Origin of the sequence: uncultured Flavobacterium sp. (assembly GCF_963974175.1) — a bacterium.
In the GTDB taxonomy this organism is placed as follows: Bacteria; Bacteroidota; Bacteroidia; order Flavobacteriales; family Flavobacteriaceae; genus Flavobacterium.
The window spans coordinates 32,223-49,061 of sequence record NZ_CAXBBR010000004.1 but is presented as its reverse complement, the minus strand read 5'-3'; the positions used below and the strand labels follow the sequence as shown (position 1 = coordinate 49,061).

Here is a 16,839-nt window from a genome sequence, read left to right as displayed (position 1 = left end):
AGTAATACAGCTAATCAGGAAACTGGTTTAAAAAGCAGCCTATTTTAGGAGGAACAATGTTAGCTCCAAAAGCGGGAAAACTAATTCAAGAATTAATCTTAGCCAATACTACAGGACTAACGATCAGTAAAATAGTCAATAAAGTATATCCTTATCCTGTAGCGACAAGGATTAATCAAAAACTTATAGCAGAACACAAGCAGAACATTTTAACTGATAAAATTAAACAAGTATTACATTTTGCTTTAAAATCTTTAGCTGAAAAAGAGTCAACTTATCTAGAATTTTCTTGCTATTTTACTGTAAATCAAATATGTAAAAATCCGCACTTAAAAATAAGATATTAACAGTACTTTTTACGTTATATTAAGTATTAATGTTTATTGTTAACAGATACTCTAAGTATTAGCTTTATGGAAAATAGTATACTTGAATTTATCGATTTCAAAAAAATAGATACTCTACTTAAAGGGTTCAAAAACACTACTGGGTTAGCTGTTGCTATTGTAGATCTTGAAGGGGTTATTTTGTCGCAATTTCAATGGAAAAAATTACAGAAAGATTTCTACCTTAAAAATCCAGAAACTTCAAAATGGAATACCAATATCAAACTGGAATTAACGCAGGTTGAAAAATTCAATTTTCACAAGAACCCGAATGGATTAGTTGAAGTAACTATACCAATATTAGTTAATGAAGAACATTTTGCCAACCTATTTTCTGGATATTTCTTTTTTGAAAAACCTGATACCCTTTTTTTAGAAAAAGAAGCAAAAAAATATGGATTTGATGAAAAAGAGTATGGTGATGCAGTAAACCTTCTGCCAGTGCTTTCTTTGGCGGAAATTAAAAATACAATGACTTTTTTGATAGAAACGCTTCATTATATTTTCGAAATGGCTTTTGATAAAATGAAGGAAGTAAATTTGAAACATATATTAACCATAAACAAATTGTTTCTTGAGGATATTATTGATAACAGTCCTGCTTTAATATATGTGTCTGATCTTGATGGTAAAATTAAGTTAGCGAACAACAAATTTGCAAAAATATTTCAATTAGACAAAACAGAAATAATTGGAAAGTACCGCCAAGAGATTATGCCTGCAATAATAGCAGAGCAGCACCGTAACAATGATATAGAAGTTATAAAATTAAAAAAATCAATAGACATTGAAGAAGAGAATATAGAAGCTGATGGGAAACATTTTTATATTTCACAAAAATTCCCTCTATTTGATACTAATGGAGTTATTCATGGTGTGGGAGGAATATCGACTGATATAACTGCGAAAAAAAGAGCAGAAGAAGCACTCACGAAGAGTGAAAACAAGTATAAAAGTCTGTTCAACAATTCAGTTGATGGCATTCTAGTGTTGACTGAGCAAAGTGAAATTCTAGAACTTAACAATAAGATTTGCGAAATATTAGACTATAGTCGTGAAGAGTTACTCTTATTAAAAGGATATGAATTCATTCATAGCGAAGATTTAGCAAACAAAGATCATGCGACTACACTAGAACAACTCCAACAAGGGAAAACGATTATCTCTCAATATCGCTTACGCAAAAAAGATGGTAGCTACATTCCTACTGAACTAAGCACAAAAATGATCGCCGATAATCAATTCTTAAACATCATTAGAGATATCACTGAACGCAAAGAAGCTGAAAAATCCTTGATGGAAAGCGAGAAAAAACTTTCTGTTATCTTTAATAATCATACTGATCTTCAATTATTAACTAGTATTAAAAATGATAATGAGTATACTGTTGATGCCATTAATAAACCGTATGTGACAACTTTAGAAAATTTTGGACTTACTCTTGACATTGACACAGTAATAGGCAAATCTTTAAAACAATTGAATGAAGCAATTGGTCTAAATGAGGATTATTACAATATGACAATAGCTAAATACAAAGAAGTTGCTCGTACCGGAAAATCACTGAATTTTACTGAAAACCTCGATATTGCAGACCAAATCTATACTTCTGACATAACAATTACTCCAATTATGAATGATCAGGGTGAATGTCAATACATATTGTATAATTCTCATAATATAACTGAGCAAACAAGGACAAATAGTGCATTAATTGAAAGCGAAGAAAAATTCAAACAAATTTTCCTCACAAGTCCTGATCTTGTTACAATTAGTCAAATGAAAAATGGCACGTATATCGATGTCAATGAAAATTTTGTACAAACATCAGGATATTCTCGAGACGAGATAGTAGGAAAAACATCTAACGACATCAACATTTGGACTAATCTGAAAGATCGAAGTCGTATGCTTTCTATATTGAACGAATTTGGAAAAGTTGAAAACTTTGAAGCACAATTTACTATGAAAAGCGGCCAAATCATTGAAGGCCTTTTGTCTGCAGCTATACTGGGAATAAATAATATACCACACATTCTTACTATAACAAGAGACATCTCGTACCGTAAAGCTATTACAGAGAAATTACTTAAACTTTCTCATGCCGTTGAACAAAGTCCTACTCTCGTAGAAATAACAGATACGAAAGGGAATATTGAATATGTAAACCCAAAATTTACTGAAACTACAGGCTATTCATTAGAGGAAGTAGTGGGTAAAAATCCCCGAATCTTAAAATCAGGACATACAACAGCTAAGGAGTATGAAAATTTATGGAATACCATTTCCTCTGGCAGAGAATGGCGAGGTGAATTTCATAACAAACGAAAGGATGGAACATTATACTGGGAGCAAGCTTCAATTTCCTCAATAAAAAATTCCAAAGGAAAAATAACACATTACTTAGCTATAAAATCAGATATTACTGAAAAGAAAAAAATAGTTGATGAACTAATAAAAACTAAAGAGAAAGCAGTAGAAAGCGACCGACTAAAATCAGCATTCTTGGCTAATATGAGTCATGAAATTCGAACACCTATGAATGGAATTCTAGGATTTTCATCATTGTTGAGTGAGCCTGGATTAGGAAAAGAAGAACAGCAAGAATACATAAAACTTATTCAAGTAAGTGGAGCACGTATGCTAAACCTTATTTCGGAAATTATAGATATCTCCAAGATCGAATCTGGAATGATGGAAATTAGTCTACAGCAAGTAAATGTTAATGAAAAAGTAGGTTTCGTTTTTAACCTTTTAAAATTAGATGCCGAAGAAAAATCAATTCAATTAACATGTAAAAGCATTGAGTTTCCTGATCTTTACTTAATCACAGATCCTGAAAAACTGTATGCAATTTTAACAAACTTAGTAAAAAACGCAATCAAATATACAGATAAAGGTTCGATCGAATTTGGTTACAATATTAAAAATGAAACGGTAGAATTTTTTGTAAAAGATAGTGGGATTGGAATTCCATTAGACAGGCATGCAGCCATTTTTGAGCGTTTTATTCAAGTTGACATCACCAATATCCAAGCGCGTCATGGTGCTGGTTTAGGACTAGCTATTGCAAAAGCTTTTGTTACCTTATTGGGCGGTGAAATTTGGCTTGAGAGCCAAGAAGGAATAGGCACTACCTTTCATTTCACATTACCGTTGAATACACAAAACAAAGAACAAAAATTACAAACAAGCATCATTAGAAAAATTGGAAATGAAAATGCATCTCATCTCATTTCAAAACTAAAAATACTAATTGCTGATGACGACGCCATTTCAAGAAAATTAATGTCAAAGTCGGTAAATGAATTTGGAAAAGAAATAATTGAAGCCAAAAATGGACTTGAAGCAGTTGAAAAACTTAAAGAAAACTCAGATATTGATTTAATCTTAATGGATGTTCAAATGCCCGAGATGAATGGTTATGAAGCGATTAAAGAAATCCGAAAATTAAACAGTGATGTTATAATCATAACACAATCTGCATTTGGACTCACCGGCGATAGAGAAAAAGCAATTTTGGCTGGATCTAATGATTATATTACTAAACCGATCGATAAAAACGAGTTGGTTCTTTTACTCAACAAATATTTTATTCCATTGCAAGATTAAATTAGGCTAAATAATTTTTTAATATAATATTAAATAAAGCGCGACTAGGCAGTCGCGCTTTATTTATCTACTATTTTTCTTCAAAATATTAATCTGCTCTTATGGTCTTACTTATACGAAAGTTCTAAGTAATCGTTTTTTAATATATTATATTTTGATAGGTATGTCTTTACAATACGTAAAATAATCAGGATGTCTATTCACTCCTAGAGTTAAACAACTATTGTATTTTACTATTAAAATATTTAGTTAAAAAGAGTAATACAAGTAAATAAAATCTTAAATTACTATTGCTAAACTTCAAATAAAAAAATATGGCAGAAGCACTTTATTTTATGCCAGATATAAGTGGCTTTTCGAATTTTGTAAATGATACAGAAATAGAACACAGCATTCATATAATAGCTGAATTGTTGGAGCTTTTACTTGATAACAATCCTCTCGAACTCCAGCTCGTAGAAATCGAAGGTGATGCCTTGTTTATGTTTAGTACAAAAATTCCCAGCTATAAAGAGTTGATGCAACAAACAGAAACAATGCTGGAAGAATTTCATAGACACACAAAAGAGTACGATACGAAACGGATTTGTACTTGCGGTTCCTGTAAGACTACCATCGATTTAGACCTTAAATTTTTAGTTCACTATGGCGAGCTAACGATGATAAAAGTCAAAAACATTATTAAACCTTATGGAAGAGAAGTCATCCAGATTCATCGATTACTAAAAAATCAAATACCTGTTCAAGAATATGTTTTATTTACTGAGAACATGTATACGTTGTATCAGGACAATATGATAGAAAGTTGGACAAAAAAAACGGAGATATATGATTTCCAAAATTTAAATTATTTCTACAAAATTTTAGACAATATCAAACTCAAAGTAGAAGAAGAATCCGAGAAAGAGGCGGAAGAAAACGACGATATTACCATTCCAGATGTTATAATAAATAAAATATTTAATGCCAATATACAAAAGATTCACCGCTACTTAAGTGAATTAAAATACCGGCATATCTGGGATAAAGAAGTAATGAGAGTTGATTTTGATGAAAACGAAGTCAATCGCGTGGGTACAGAACACAATTGTGTTTTAAAACTAGGTACTTTAAAATTTGAGACAATTAGCCGACCTTCAAAAGACAGCTTGATTTATGGTGAAAAAACTGAAGGAATGATTTTGCTTCGAAAATTCTACTACCTCGTAAAGTTACACTCCCTAGACTCAAATACCACTGAAGTTAGTCTTAGTTTATATCTAGAATATACATTCTTAGGCCGTTTATTGAAACGAAGTATCTTAAAACGAATTACAAAAATGTGGCAAAACAAATTAGAATCCCTGCACAGAGTTACAAAGAGTGCTATTTCACAGTAATAGACTTTTAGTTATCTCGTCTAAGAAGCGAAAAATTCATATAATCTCTTCAAAATCTGAAAAAAAATCTTAAAATTTTCATAGAAGTTAGTATCCCCTTTTTTAATAAGTAACTTTACTGTTATGAAAAAAACCTTTTTTATACTCGCCGCATTTTTACTGATAATCGGTAGTGGATATTCTTTTTATCATTTCAATGCTGTCACTGAAATACCTACTGTGGCTAAATTAGAATATAAAGGCATGAATTTAGTCGCACCCATCAAAGAATTAAAAAACACCACTTTTGAGGAATTGAAAGCGTATAACATCAATTCGATATCTTTAATTCCGTACGCTTTTGTTGATGTAGAAGATGCCTCTGTACATTATAATAACAAAAGACAATGGTGGGGCGAAAGAACTGAAGGAATTATCGCCAGTAATCAACTTGCCCATGATTATAAAATGACCGTAATGCTAAAACCTCATCTTTGGGTAAACCATAATTTCTATACCGGAGATTTGGATTTTTCAACTGATGTCGAGTGGAAAAAATGGGAAGCCGATTATGAGAAATATATTCTTGACTTTGCACAACTAGCCCAAAATGAAAACATAGAACTCTTTTGTTTTGGTACCGAATTAGGAAACGCTGTTGCAAAACGCCCTGAATACTGGTCACAGCTAATCCATAAAATTAGAAAAATATACTCAGGCAAACTAACCTATGCAGCAAACTGGGATGATTTTGACAAAGTCCCTTTTTGGAATCAGTTAGATTACATTGGGATTGACGCCTATTTCCCTTTATCCGATGCTACAACACCCGCAGTAGCCGACCTTAATACAGCTTGGCAGCAACACATCCTAAAAATGGAAAAGCTTCAAGCGAAAATAAACAAGAAAATACTCTTTACAGAGTTTGGGTACCGTAACTCAGACCAAGCGGCCAAAGAGCCTTGGACTGAAAGTCAAAATAACATTAATAATTTAGCGCAAGTCAATGCGTATGAATCCTTATTTCAAAGCTTAACTCAAAAAGCCTGGTTTGCAGGAGGATTTGCTTGGAAATGGTATGCTGATGATTATCATAAAGAGAAAAAAAATAGTATTGATTACACTCCGCAGGAAAAGCCTGCCCTCGAAACCATCAAAAAATGGTATAAATAATTTAAAATGAAAAAATGAATATACAAAAAAGTAAACCTGTATTAGTTTTTGATGTAAACGAAACTTTACTGGACATGACTCCATTGAAAAAAGCAGTTAATGCGCTATTAAATGAAGAACAAGGATTCCGCATCTGGTTTGGAATGTTATTGCATTATTCTACAGTTTCAAACAGCATTAATGAATACTATAATTTCACCACTATAGCAGCTGTAACACTTGATATGGCTGCAACATCTATGCATAAAAAAGTAACGGAAGAGGATATTAAAGAAACATTATCAGTTATAAAATCATTACAAACCTACCCTGACGTAATCAAAGGGCTACAGCTTTTAAAAGAGAACGGTTTTAGGTTAATAACCTTAACTAACTCTCCCCCTAGTGCTTTAAAAGAGCAGCTAAAGAATTCCAATTTAACTGATTATTTTGAGCAAGCATTAAGTATTGATACTATAGAAAAATACAAACCAGCAGCAGAAACCTATTTATGGGCAGCAGAAAAACTAGCCGTACAGGCCAAAGAAATGCTTATGATTGCAGCCCATGGCTGGGACTTAGCTGGGGCGTCACATGCAGGTTTAGCAACTTGTTTTATTGCTCGTGAAGGGCAATCATTATATACTTTATCCAGTAAACCTGATCTTGTAGCTAATGATATTCTAGCGATGGCAGAAAAATTAGTTGCGACATATACCGAATAATCCAGTTTTATAAAAACTCAAAAGGGCGTTAGTTTTAAATAAAACTAACGCCCTTTTATTGAACTAAATAATTAACCACTATTTATTTTGATTCCTGAAATAGCATCGCTGCCGAATTCATGCAGTATCTCAATCCAGTAGGATTAGGACCATCGTCAAATAGATGTCCCAAATGTCCATCGCAACGTGCACAAACAATTTCGCCACGTACCATTCCCAGACTTTTATCAACCACTTCTTTTACTCTATTTTGATTAATTACATCATAAAAACTTGGCCAACCAGTACCTGAATTAAATTTTGTTTTAGATGAAAATAAAGGCAATTTACAAGCAGCACAAAAATAGTTTCCTTTTTTATGGTTGTCATTAAATTCATTTTGATAAGGACGCTCGGTTCCTTTTTTACGCAAAACGTAATATTGATTGTCTGTAAGTACCTTCTTCCATTCGGCATCCGTTTTCACCACTTTCTTCAACGAGGTATCTGTCAATGACAAAACCGGTTGCTGTTGCATTGCTGTTTCCGTTGATGCTGCAATTACTTTTTCACTTTTATTTGCTTGCATACATGCCATAAAGCCAAAGGCTATTACGGGCAGTACTAAGAGTTGTTGGTATCGTTTCATAATTTTAATGATTAGGTTTTAACTTTTCTTTATATGTTTTTTTAAACTTGTTGTATCGCGGTACTGAAACGCCTTTCACATAAGGCTGATTGGGATTAATTTTGACATAATCTTGGTGGTAATCCTCTGCGGCATAAAAGGCCATAACTGGTTTTACCTCTGTAACAATAGGATTTGCAAATACTTTATTGGCGGTAAGCTCCTTAATTTTGTCTTCGATTATTTTTTTCTCAGCTGCATTTTTGTAAAAGGCAATAGAACGATAGGACGAACCCTTGTCTGGTCCTTGCTGATTTGGTGTTGTAGGATCTTGTGATGCAAAAAACACATCGACTAGTTCCTTAAATGAAACAATTTTAGGATCATAATACACGGCTACAGCCTCAGCATGGCCTGTTCTATTCGACCCCACTTCCTCATAAGAAGGATTCTTCATTGTTCCCCCAGAGTATCCTGAAACCGCTTCGTCTACACCTACTACAGCTTCAAAAACGTGTTCACTGCACCAGAAACAACCCTCGGCAAAAACAGCAATTGCTTTCCCGTTTTTAGGTTCTAAAGACAACTTCTTTGTTTGTGCATTACAACTTAAAATTGTAAACAACACGACTACGTAACTTGCTAATTTAATTTTCATTTGCTCGCATTTATTTGTTTTATCGAATCTATTTAACTCCGTTATCATTATTGATTTTGCCAGCCATAATAGGCTTGCTCATTTCATAATTGAATCTATTGTAATATACGGCTGATTTATATTTTTGGTTTTCAAACAAACCTTAAAGTTTTGTTAGTTTTTCACACTCAACGTTTCTAAAATCTTTTCTTCAAAACCTTGAAGCGCTCTGATCGCATAATCTACCTTCTTTTTAGATTTGTATTTATAGGATACTTCTAAGAAATTTTTAAAAGGAACATTTGGCTGTACTTGCAACGCATCATTTTTTCTATAGTTTACTTTAATGGGAATATCCTTGTAGTATGTAAAATATTCTGGATGTGTTATCACTCCTAAAGTCGAACAGTCAAAAGGAATAAAGCCTCTCACACCAAAATACTTCTCATTTTTCTCCATCCAAGGCTGCACTACATCAAACAACCATTTATCAGCTTCTTGATTTTGATCTAAACTAGCCAAATCAATATTACCAATAAATGTGTAAGAACTTGGCTCATAACCCGCAAAAACAAGCGGAATAGCCGAATTCAAGACTACATCCATAGATTTATAATCAAACTCATAGTTGTAATCAAAAACATTCAGTTTGCCGTTTCCGGGATTAAAAGGCAGTCCGGGAGTTCTGGCCGCGCAGATCGAAATTTTCTCGATTTGCGGAATAATATCGGGATGATTCTGAATTAATGTCGCAATATTAGTCATTGGTCCTAATGCTAAAATAGTCAACTTCTCTTTTTTTAAAGCTTCATATAACGCTCTCGTTCCATCATTTTCAGCACCCAAGTCATCTGCTTTTGGCGATCCTTTATAAACTGGAATTGCCACACCTTTGTTATGCCATTTTAGGATTTTATTTATCACATCATAGCTGTAATCTACATAAGTAATCGAACTGATTCCTACAATTTCAATTTGAGGCTGCTTCAAAGCCATAATCAAGGTAATTCCGTCATCAACCTCACGGGGCGTTTTATCAGGCATCCCAATCATAAGATCCGTATCAAACCATACTTTAGTTTGTGCTTGGACTGATGCTGTAAGCAGTAATGCAAAAAGTAGTATTTTATTCTTCATATTATTTTATTTTAAAATTAAATCTCGAGCAAACGCTAATAAAGCTGCTTTCGTTTTCAATTCCATTTTTAAAGGCAATTGCGCTAATCCTATTAACCTACGCATGATTTCTGTTCCTATAAAACCATTTAAAATGGTTGTGTTTAATTCCTCATAAGAATAGTAGTTTTCTTTTATGAAAGCGATAGTAGATTCCTTTTGCTGAGTCATATACATATGTGCTAAAAAAACGCCTAAATCAAATTCGCGTAAGCCATAAAAGCAAAACTCAGGGTCGATAACCTTTATTCCTTCCGTCGTTTTTAACCAACTCCCCGGATAATAATCACCTTGTAATAAGTACTTCCCTTTTGACAGATACAATGAACCCAGTCGCTCAATTTTTTGTTTCAATTCGGAGTCTTTTTTATAAGGCATCGCTACAGCTTGCAAACCCTCTTGAACCGTATCTAAATCAAAACCATTTTCTTCTCTAAAAGGATATTCAAAAATATGTTCATAGTTCAGCTTTCGCATTTCTGTGTTTTCTAGCTCATCATCAACAACCGTTTTCTGAAAGCTTTGGTGCAAACCATTCAAATAATTAACCAACTGCTGCAACTCCCCTTCTTGTATTTTTTGTTTCAAATCGTACAAAATAGTATAGTCATTTGATTTCCCTAAATCTTCTAAAGCAATCAAATTATTCACTCGATCAACCCCTAAAAGTTTAGGCATAATTTCCTGTACTCCTTTAACAATTGCTATTTTTTTATAAAAAGCACCTTCAGTAAGTACGCGATCTGCAGGAGCCAGAACCTGAGGGTATTTCTCCACATAACCTCGCGATTGCTTGATGATAAAAGAGCGCGTCTCCGTTTCTATTCGCAATACACAATTCATATTCCCATCTCCTGGTTTTGATATAGAAACAATAGTTTCGTCACTTCCTAGCCATCTTTGTTGATGTAAATAAGCAGCCAATTCCTTTGGCTCATTCGCATTTAGTATAAACATATTTTATATTTTATTTGGGCGTTACCACAAGGGTCGGGCTATCCATTATATCTTTTGTTCCGTAAACTCCACAAAAGGATACCACTCCTATCCCTAACGCAAATTAAAAACATCCTGCAAAGCCATACCAACTCGCAGGATATTGATTATTATTAGAATAAATAACGCACTCCAAACTGGAACTGTCTTGGTGGCGAAGCGTTTCTTTGTGTAAACAATCCACTTGCACTAGAGCCTCCTTGAATCTGGTTACTTTGAGTCGCATTATTACTATATCCACTTAAATTTTCGGCATTCAATACGTTAAAAATATCAGCACGTAATTCTATTTTATTATTTCCAGCAATCGTGATTTGGTGTTGTATTCCTAAATCAAAAGTAGTACTCCATGGTAAACGATCATTGTTTCTACTCTCTCCCGGAAAACGGTCACTATTTCCTTGATACGCATCTGAAAAACTTGCGCCATCTCCATTCAAATCTGTAGTTCCAAAACCAAGTGGAATTCTATTAATAGGTTGGCCACTTTGTAATAGACCAGCCAGTGTAACCGTAGTTCCTTTAAAAGGATAATAGCTATAAATCCCGTTAATGTTATGTGTTCTATCATTTACAGAGGGTCCCCATTCATTGGCATAATTATTCCCATCAGATGCTCTAAAGTTGATTCCATCCGTATCATTTTTACTTGATGATAAGGTATAATTCAATCGGTAGGAATAGTCATCAGTACCTCTTGCTTTTTGATAATTAAAACTCATGGCATAATACTTAGATTTTCCTTCGTTTTCACTTACAATAACACTTCTAGCAATTCCGGTAACCCTTTGTCCGTTGATGGTAGCACCTCCATTTGTTATAGGAATAGGTCTTGAAGCATCCGCTTGAGCGGGAGTTCTTATCACTACATTTTTAGGATCAATAGGATATTCTGCTGCTGCATTTAGATTGCGTAAACGCGTTAAATTCTCTCCTCTATTATGAACTACATCTACAAAAAACAATCGCTCATCAGTTAATTGTAATTGGTATCCTAAAGCAAATTCATGATTATAGGCATTTTTATATCCATTCGGATTTAGAATTCTGCGTTCATTCGAAAATATATTCTCTCTCTGCCCTTGTAAATCTGAAGCTGACGGCCCTTGTAAATAATTTACTCCAGAAACAGAAGCCCCTAAATTCCCATTAAAAGTGATTCGGTCAATATTCGTATTTGCGGGTAAAATTCCTAATCTTTTTAATTCTTCTAGCTCTAATTTATAGCTTTGAGAAGTGGTATTTTGTTGCAAGGCATCACTATACAAAGCATAGTTCACTTTGTCGTATGAGATTCCGTAACCACCACGCAAACTACTTGAATTATCCAATTTATAATTGAAATTAAATCGTGGTGCTAAGTTGTTGTAATCCCCTTTATCGCTTCCTCCTTTTGATAAATTATCATAGTCATAACGCAGACCTAAAGTAAGATTCAATCTATTAGTAACCGACCATAAGTCTTCAATATAAGCCGAATAAATATCTTGATTTTTTCCAAAAGAAGCAGGTCGCAATTCTACATTATAATTCAATACCTGCGCATCAAGCGGAATATCATTTACATTTAAATCTCCTCCTACACCACTGTTTTTAATAACATCAATTTGGTTTTGGTTTAATTTCACTCGGTAATTACCTACTGGATTTCCACCTCCAAATAATTGATGATCACCTCTAATAAAATTAAGACCTGCTTTAATGGTATGATTCTCTGTGTAATACTTTACTTTTTGCTGCAACTGAATTGTGTTTTCGATCGCATCAAAAACATAGCCTGGATTTCCAATAACTCCTAATGTTTCATCATTTACTCCCAAAATCGTTACTTGCGAAGTATTATCATTGAATGGTTTTGCATAATTCCATCTAAAACGGCTGTACTGCACATTTGTTTCTCCAGAAAAATTTCCAAATTTATAGCTGTTTTTTAAAGCCAATAAAATACTATTACGTTGCTGCGTATTTCCCGCTGATTTAAAAGTAGAACCGCCCTCGAGTCCGCCACCTTGTCTTTCAATATCGATCACGCCCACGTTTGCTCGCAAGGAAGAATTGAAATTTGGATTCCAAATCTGATCAATTTTTGTTGAAAAATAATTGAATGTGTTTGTACCTCTTATGGTTTCTGTAACGCCTAATTGTGGTACATTTAATAAATTGTCTTTGATATCAGTTGTGTGTTCAAAATTGACATAATAGAATGTTTTGTCTTTTACTAAAGCACCTCCTATCCCCGCACCAGTTTGATAACGAGCAAAACCGTTTTTAACTTGGTTACCAGATAAATCTCTCTGCGCAAAACTAGATTTTCCATCAATAGAAGGACCTGGTCTTGTAATAAAGAATACTTCTCCTGTAGTTTCATTAGATCCAGAACGAGGCGTGATATTTATGATTCCGCTTCCTGTCAAACCATATTCAGCCGAAAAATTACTGGTTAAAACCGTAACGTCTTTTACAAACCCAGACGGAATAGCAAATTTTTGTCCTCCTAGGAATCGCTCGTTATTATCTAAACCATCAATCAAGTAAGAAGTATACCCGGAACTCGCACCATTGATACTCACATTTGCCGCTTCAGGGTAGAAACCTGTAGCCTGCGAAACATTGGGTAATCGGAACAAAACTCTGGTGATATCACGTCCTTCTACAGGGATTTCTTGAATCTCAGCTGCTTTCATTTCAAAAGAAACTTCGGCATCTCTACGGTTAATTTTGGCAGTAGCGCCTTTAGTAATTACAACTTCATTCAACTCGTTGGATTCTTTTGGTGCTAATACCAAAGTAACATTTGGCGCTTGATTCGAACGCACACTAATTAATTCTGATTTTTGAGCAGCGTAAATTAATGTTCCTTCAAAAACAACTTGGTACCCATCTAAGGCAGGGATTCCTCTAAAAGTTACTTTCCCTTGTGCGTTAGAAATCTGTTGTAGGCTACTATTACGGGAACTATTGACTAATAAAACCTCCAGATTAGCGACTGGTTTTTGAGTATTAAAATCGATGATTGAGACGGATAAGTCTTCTTGAGCGACAGCAAATGTCGTGACACTCAATAGTAAAAACAAGAAAAATTGTTTCATTAAAGTATAGTTTTGGATAGAAATTTTAAAATAAAAACTGGGGAATTACTCCAAAACGGGAGAGCCTTTATTAAAATTAAACCCAATAATCGCATTCGTATAGTAGTGGTCTAAAAAAGAATATCTAGCAACTACGTAAAAAATAAGTGATGCAAAAACACTTTTAAAACTACTGTAAAAAGGAAGTTCGTGCAACAATTTTTCAAAATCACTTTTAGTATTACAATCGTCCAAAGGAGCCATGATTGCCACATTTTGAGCCGAATAAAGCGCTTGTAATTGTTCTAATACAGTAGGGGTTTGCCAATCAATTTTGGCGAAAGCCTCCTTATTAAATGAAACTCTTGAAATCCCCATCAAGTAGGTACCGCCTTTAAAATTAGGGCCAAGTACAACACTTTTATCCTGCAGTTCCATAAAAGCTTCTTGCAAATGAGGCAAACGCAGTCCTGGACTGTCATTTCCCATCACTATGACTTTATCATAGCCTCTATCCAAAACGGATTGAATGGCGTGACTCAATTTATCTCCAAAGGAAACGCCTTGCTGCGTATTTTCATCTGAAATAAAATAAGGTAGTTTTGTTTTTTGAACTAGTGTCAAAACTCTTTCATTCATTTTATGCCACAGTACCACATTTTGCTTTCTATTGTAAGCAATGGGTTTCAAGGTACTTTGTACCTTATCGCCGTATGCGAAAATAAGTACGGCTGTAGATAAAGAAAGAGGATCTTTGCAATTCATACTGTAAATGACGGAACAAAATCACTTTCCTGACAACAAAAATTACTTTTTTTTTAAAATTAGCAATCTACTAACCAATAATTTAAAAAAGATAAACTAACATAACCCACATTTAGCAACAATAGCAACACTTTCAAATTGGTTTTTTACTTTTTACAAACTCATTAATTGACCCTTTAAAAAAGGACCAAAACAAGACTATGCGCTAAAATATAGGCTAGTAACTATAATTGAGTACCTTTGCAGCATGCAAATAAAAAATACCATACAATACCTAAACAGTGATTTATCACGTCGTACTTCCCTATTTTCTTTCTTGACTAAAAAGCAAATCCCCGCTTAAAACTCATTTTTTACACTTATTTTATTCATTTTTTAATTACAATAAACATTTTATGTTTTCAAAAATTACTTTGGTAATAGGCTTTTTGCTATTATCAACCGGAGCTATACATGCCCAAGACAAACCTGAAGTAACCATAGGTGGTGCTTTACGATTCAACTATAATTTATCTTCCTGGAAAGAAGGACAAAAAAAACGTGGTGGTGATTTTGGCTATGATGTTTTTCGCATTAATGCTAAAGCAAAATATAAGGGAATTAAACTAAATGCTGAATACCGTTTGTATTCCGAAGGTTTCGGTGGCGGAATGCTAAAACAAGGTTGGCTAGCATATGATTTCGATGCCAAAAATGAAATTCAAGTAGGACTTACCCAAGTACCTTTTGGAATTACTACTTACAATTCCCACAACTGGTTTTTTAGCATCAACTATTACATAGGCTTAGAAGATGATCATGATATGGGTGTTAAGTTCACACATACTGATAAAAAATGGAATTACGCTTTGGCCTTTTTCAAAAATGCAGAAGAGTTAAAATTTGGTAGCAATTCTGATGTTTCAGATAGCCGTTATTCTTATGATGTTGCTTCTATAGATTTAGATGGTGATGGAGTTTTGGACTTACGAAATAAAGAAACAAACCAAGTTAATGGAAAGCTTAGCTATACAATAGGAAACGACAGTATCAACCATAAAATAGGCACCTCTGTACAATATGGCGGACTTTATAACTTAGATACCGAAGAAATGGGATCGCATTATGCAGCAGCCTTGCATTATGAATTAAAGTACAAACGCTTTGGTGTGAAAGCCCAAGTGTCCACCTACAAGAAAAGTCCAAAAAACCCTAACGGAGAAAGCGACGAAATTATAGCGATGACAGCCTATGGCGCTCCATACCTAGTTGCAGCAGCAGGAAACACCTATACTTTAGGGGTGCAATACACAGTACCTGTAAAATGGGGTCCAGTATCGAGCTTACAATTCTATAATGATTATGGATACTTGGAAAAAATAAACTCTGATTTTAAAGACTCGGCGATGAATGTCACTGGTGTTTTAGTTTCAGCAGGAAATGTATATACGTATTTTGATATAGCGGCTGGTAAAGATCAACCTTGGCTAGGACCAGTTTGGAAAAATGCATTGGCAAACGGAACTGCAGATGCCAAATGGGAAGTGCGTTTTAATATGAATATAGGGTACTACTTTTAGACCTTTTTCTGTATCATAACACATAGGATATTTACCTTTCCTAAAATCAAAAAACAGCCTTTAATCCTGATTGGAATAAAGGCTGTTTTTTTTATTTTACTATTTGAATAATACGGCTTTATCTTTTCAAGATTATAATTCTTATGTTATTCAGTAAGATACTTCTGTGACTCTTACGTACTAGTAAACGTCTTCAATCACGTAGTTAGTTTCATTAAATTGGAATTTATTTCCTTTTTCTAAACCTCTCATGTTTGCATAAATGGGTGCTTTGGTTGAAATACCAAACACTGTTACTCCATCTACTTCCACTCTTTCACTGGATACTCCAATAAAAAAAACAAATTGCTCAGTAACAACAACTGCTCCGGGGCCAACGTGAGTACTTTCCGTTGTAACGTCAAGTGAATTCAGATACACCAATTCTTTTTGGGCAAAAGCAAGTTCATCACCAATAGCTTTCAGTAATTCATATTTTCCAGCACGGCGATCTTCACTCTGACTCGGTGATTCATTCTGGCTGAAGGTATCGTCATTCATTTCAGCTTCACGCTTTTTAAAATTATCAATCAATTCATCCTGCTTTTGTATACAGGCCTCTAGTATTCTGGGTTTAACTATTCTACTTTTCATAATTTGGGAATCAGTTTAATAAGTCCTAAAGATATACAATTTATTCTACAACCGTCATTAGGTTGTGACGCGCTGGATAATTTAGTTTTTAACTAGAATAAACTACCTAGACATTCTCCTTTTTCAAGATTAGGCATTTTAGTAATTTTATCATATTAATTCATA

The 16,839-nt window shown here is 34.0% G+C and carries 12 protein-coding genes; 5 read left to right on the top strand and 7 right to left on the bottom strand.

Annotated features, from left to right (window positions below; all coding sequences use genetic code 11):
• Positions 1 to 413: 413 nt before the first annotated feature.
• From AAC069_RS07595 to AAC069_RS07580, 4 genes are all read left to right on the top strand, one after another.
• On the top strand, positions 414 to 3,998 hold the full coding sequence (locus AAC069_RS07595; protein ID WP_339919877.1) for a PAS domain S-box protein: 3,585 nt from the start codon (positions 414 to 416) through the stop codon (positions 3,996 to 3,998).
• A gap of 314 nt (positions 3,999 to 4,312) precedes the next feature.
• Positions 4,313 to 5,377: a DUF2652 domain-containing protein gene (locus tag AAC069_RS07590; RefSeq protein WP_339919876.1), complete on the top strand. Its 1,065-nt coding sequence runs from the start codon at positions 4,313 to 4,315 to the stop codon at positions 5,375 to 5,377.
• Positions 5,378 to 5,500: 123 nt separating this feature from the next.
• Positions 5,501 to 6,529 (top strand): hypothetical protein, encoded by a 1,029-nt coding sequence (locus AAC069_RS07585; protein WP_339919875.1) that lies wholly within the window; start codon positions 5,501 to 5,503, stop codon positions 6,527 to 6,529.
• Positions 6,530 to 6,543: 14 nt separating this feature from the next.
• Entirely contained in the window at positions 6,544 to 7,233 is a 690-nt protein-coding gene (locus tag AAC069_RS07580; protein ID WP_339919874.1) for a haloacid dehalogenase type II, read from the top strand.
• Positions 7,234 to 7,315: 82 nt separating this feature from the next.
• Here the strand turns inward: AAC069_RS07580 and msrB are convergent, their stop codons facing one another.
• The 6 genes from msrB to AAC069_RS07550 form a co-directional block, all read right to left on the bottom strand.
• The gene (gene msrB, locus AAC069_RS07575; RefSeq protein ID WP_339919873.1) at positions 7,316 to 7,861 is read right to left on the bottom strand and encodes a peptide-methionine (R)-S-oxide reductase MsrB; all 546 of its coding nucleotides are present in this window, start codon (positions 7,859 to 7,861) and stop codon (positions 7,316 to 7,318) included.
• A 4-nt stretch (positions 7,862 to 7,865) separates the two neighbouring features.
• On the bottom strand, positions 7,866 to 8,498 hold the full coding sequence (gene msrA / locus AAC069_RS07570) for a peptide-methionine (S)-S-oxide reductase MsrA (protein ID WP_339919872.1): 633 nt from the start codon (positions 8,496 to 8,498) through the stop codon (positions 7,866 to 7,868).
• 153 nt (positions 8,499 to 8,651) lie between these two features.
• Complete coding sequence (locus AAC069_RS07565; protein WP_339919871.1) at positions 8,652 to 9,614, bottom strand: nucleoside hydrolase; 963 nt, start codon at positions 9,612 to 9,614, stop codon at positions 8,652 to 8,654.
• A 6-nt stretch (positions 9,615 to 9,620) separates the two neighbouring features.
• On the bottom strand, positions 9,621 to 10,610 hold the full coding sequence (locus tag AAC069_RS07560; protein WP_339919870.1) for an aminoglycoside phosphotransferase: 990 nt from the start codon (positions 10,608 to 10,610) through the stop codon (positions 9,621 to 9,623).
• Positions 10,611 to 10,762: 152 nt separating this feature from the next.
• Positions 10,763 to 13,738 carry a TonB-dependent receptor gene (locus tag AAC069_RS07555; RefSeq protein WP_339919869.1) on the bottom strand — a complete coding sequence of 992 codons (2,976 nt, stop codon included), beginning with the start codon at positions 13,736 to 13,738 and terminating at the stop codon, positions 10,763 to 10,765.
• A gap of 45 nt (positions 13,739 to 13,783) precedes the next feature.
• Positions 13,784 to 14,482, bottom strand: coding sequence for a DUF2064 domain-containing protein (locus AAC069_RS07550; protein WP_339919868.1), 699 nt, complete (start codon positions 14,480 to 14,482; stop codon positions 13,784 to 13,786).
• A gap of 395 nt (positions 14,483 to 14,877) precedes the next feature.
• On the opposite strand from AAC069_RS07550, the gene AAC069_RS07545 reads away from it, so the two are divergent.
• Positions 14,878 to 16,041 (top strand): hypothetical protein, encoded by a 1,164-nt coding sequence (locus tag AAC069_RS07545; RefSeq protein WP_339919867.1) that lies wholly within the window; start codon positions 14,878 to 14,880, stop codon positions 16,039 to 16,041.
• 180 nt (positions 16,042 to 16,221) lie between these two features.
• Here AAC069_RS07545 and AAC069_RS07540 read toward each other — a convergent pair whose 3' ends face one another.
• Positions 16,222 to 16,581 (bottom strand): hypothetical protein, encoded by a 360-nt coding sequence (locus AAC069_RS07540; RefSeq protein ID WP_339919866.1) that lies wholly within the window; start codon positions 16,579 to 16,581, stop codon positions 16,222 to 16,224.
• Between the last annotated feature and the right edge of the window lie 258 nt (positions 16,582 to 16,839).

Bases quoted from the DNA above. Each gene is read 5' to 3' on its own strand.
- AAC069_RS07595 (WP_339919877.1), top strand. From the start codon at position 414: ATGGAAAATAGTATACTTGAATTTATCGATTTCAAAAAAATAGATACT.
- AAC069_RS07590 (WP_339919876.1), top strand. From the start codon at position 4,313: ATGGCAGAAGCACTTTATTTTATGCCAGATATAAGTGGCTTTTCGAAT.
- AAC069_RS07585 (WP_339919875.1), top strand. From the start codon at position 5,501: ATGAAAAAAACCTTTTTTATACTCGCCGCATTTTTACTGATAATCGGT.
- AAC069_RS07580 (WP_339919874.1), top strand. From the start codon at position 6,544: ATGAATATACAAAAAAGTAAACCTGTATTAGTTTTTGATGTAAACGAA.
- msrB (WP_339919873.1), bottom strand. From the start codon at position 7,861: ATGAAACGATACCAACAACTCTTAGTACTGCCCGTAATAGCCTTTGGC.
- msrA (WP_339919872.1), bottom strand. From the start codon at position 8,498: ATGAAAATTAAATTAGCAAGTTACGTAGTCGTGTTGTTTACAATTTTA.
- AAC069_RS07565 (WP_339919871.1), bottom strand. From the start codon at position 9,614: ATGAAGAATAAAATACTACTTTTTGCATTACTGCTTACAGCATCAGTC.
- AAC069_RS07560 (WP_339919870.1), bottom strand. From the start codon at position 10,610: ATGTTTATACTAAATGCGAATGAGCCAAAGGAATTGGCTGCTTATTTA.
- AAC069_RS07555 (WP_339919869.1), bottom strand. From the start codon at position 13,738: ATGAAACAATTTTTCTTGTTTTTACTATTGAGTGTCACGACATTTGCT.
- AAC069_RS07550 (WP_339919868.1), bottom strand. From the start codon at position 14,482: ATGAATTGCAAAGATCCTCTTTCTTTATCTACAGCCGTACTTATTTTC.
- AAC069_RS07545 (WP_339919867.1), top strand. From the start codon at position 14,878: ATGTTTTCAAAAATTACTTTGGTAATAGGCTTTTTGCTATTATCAACC.
- AAC069_RS07540 (WP_339919866.1), bottom strand. From the start codon at position 16,581: ATGAATGACGATACCTTCAGCCAGAATGAATCACCGAGTCAGAGTGAA.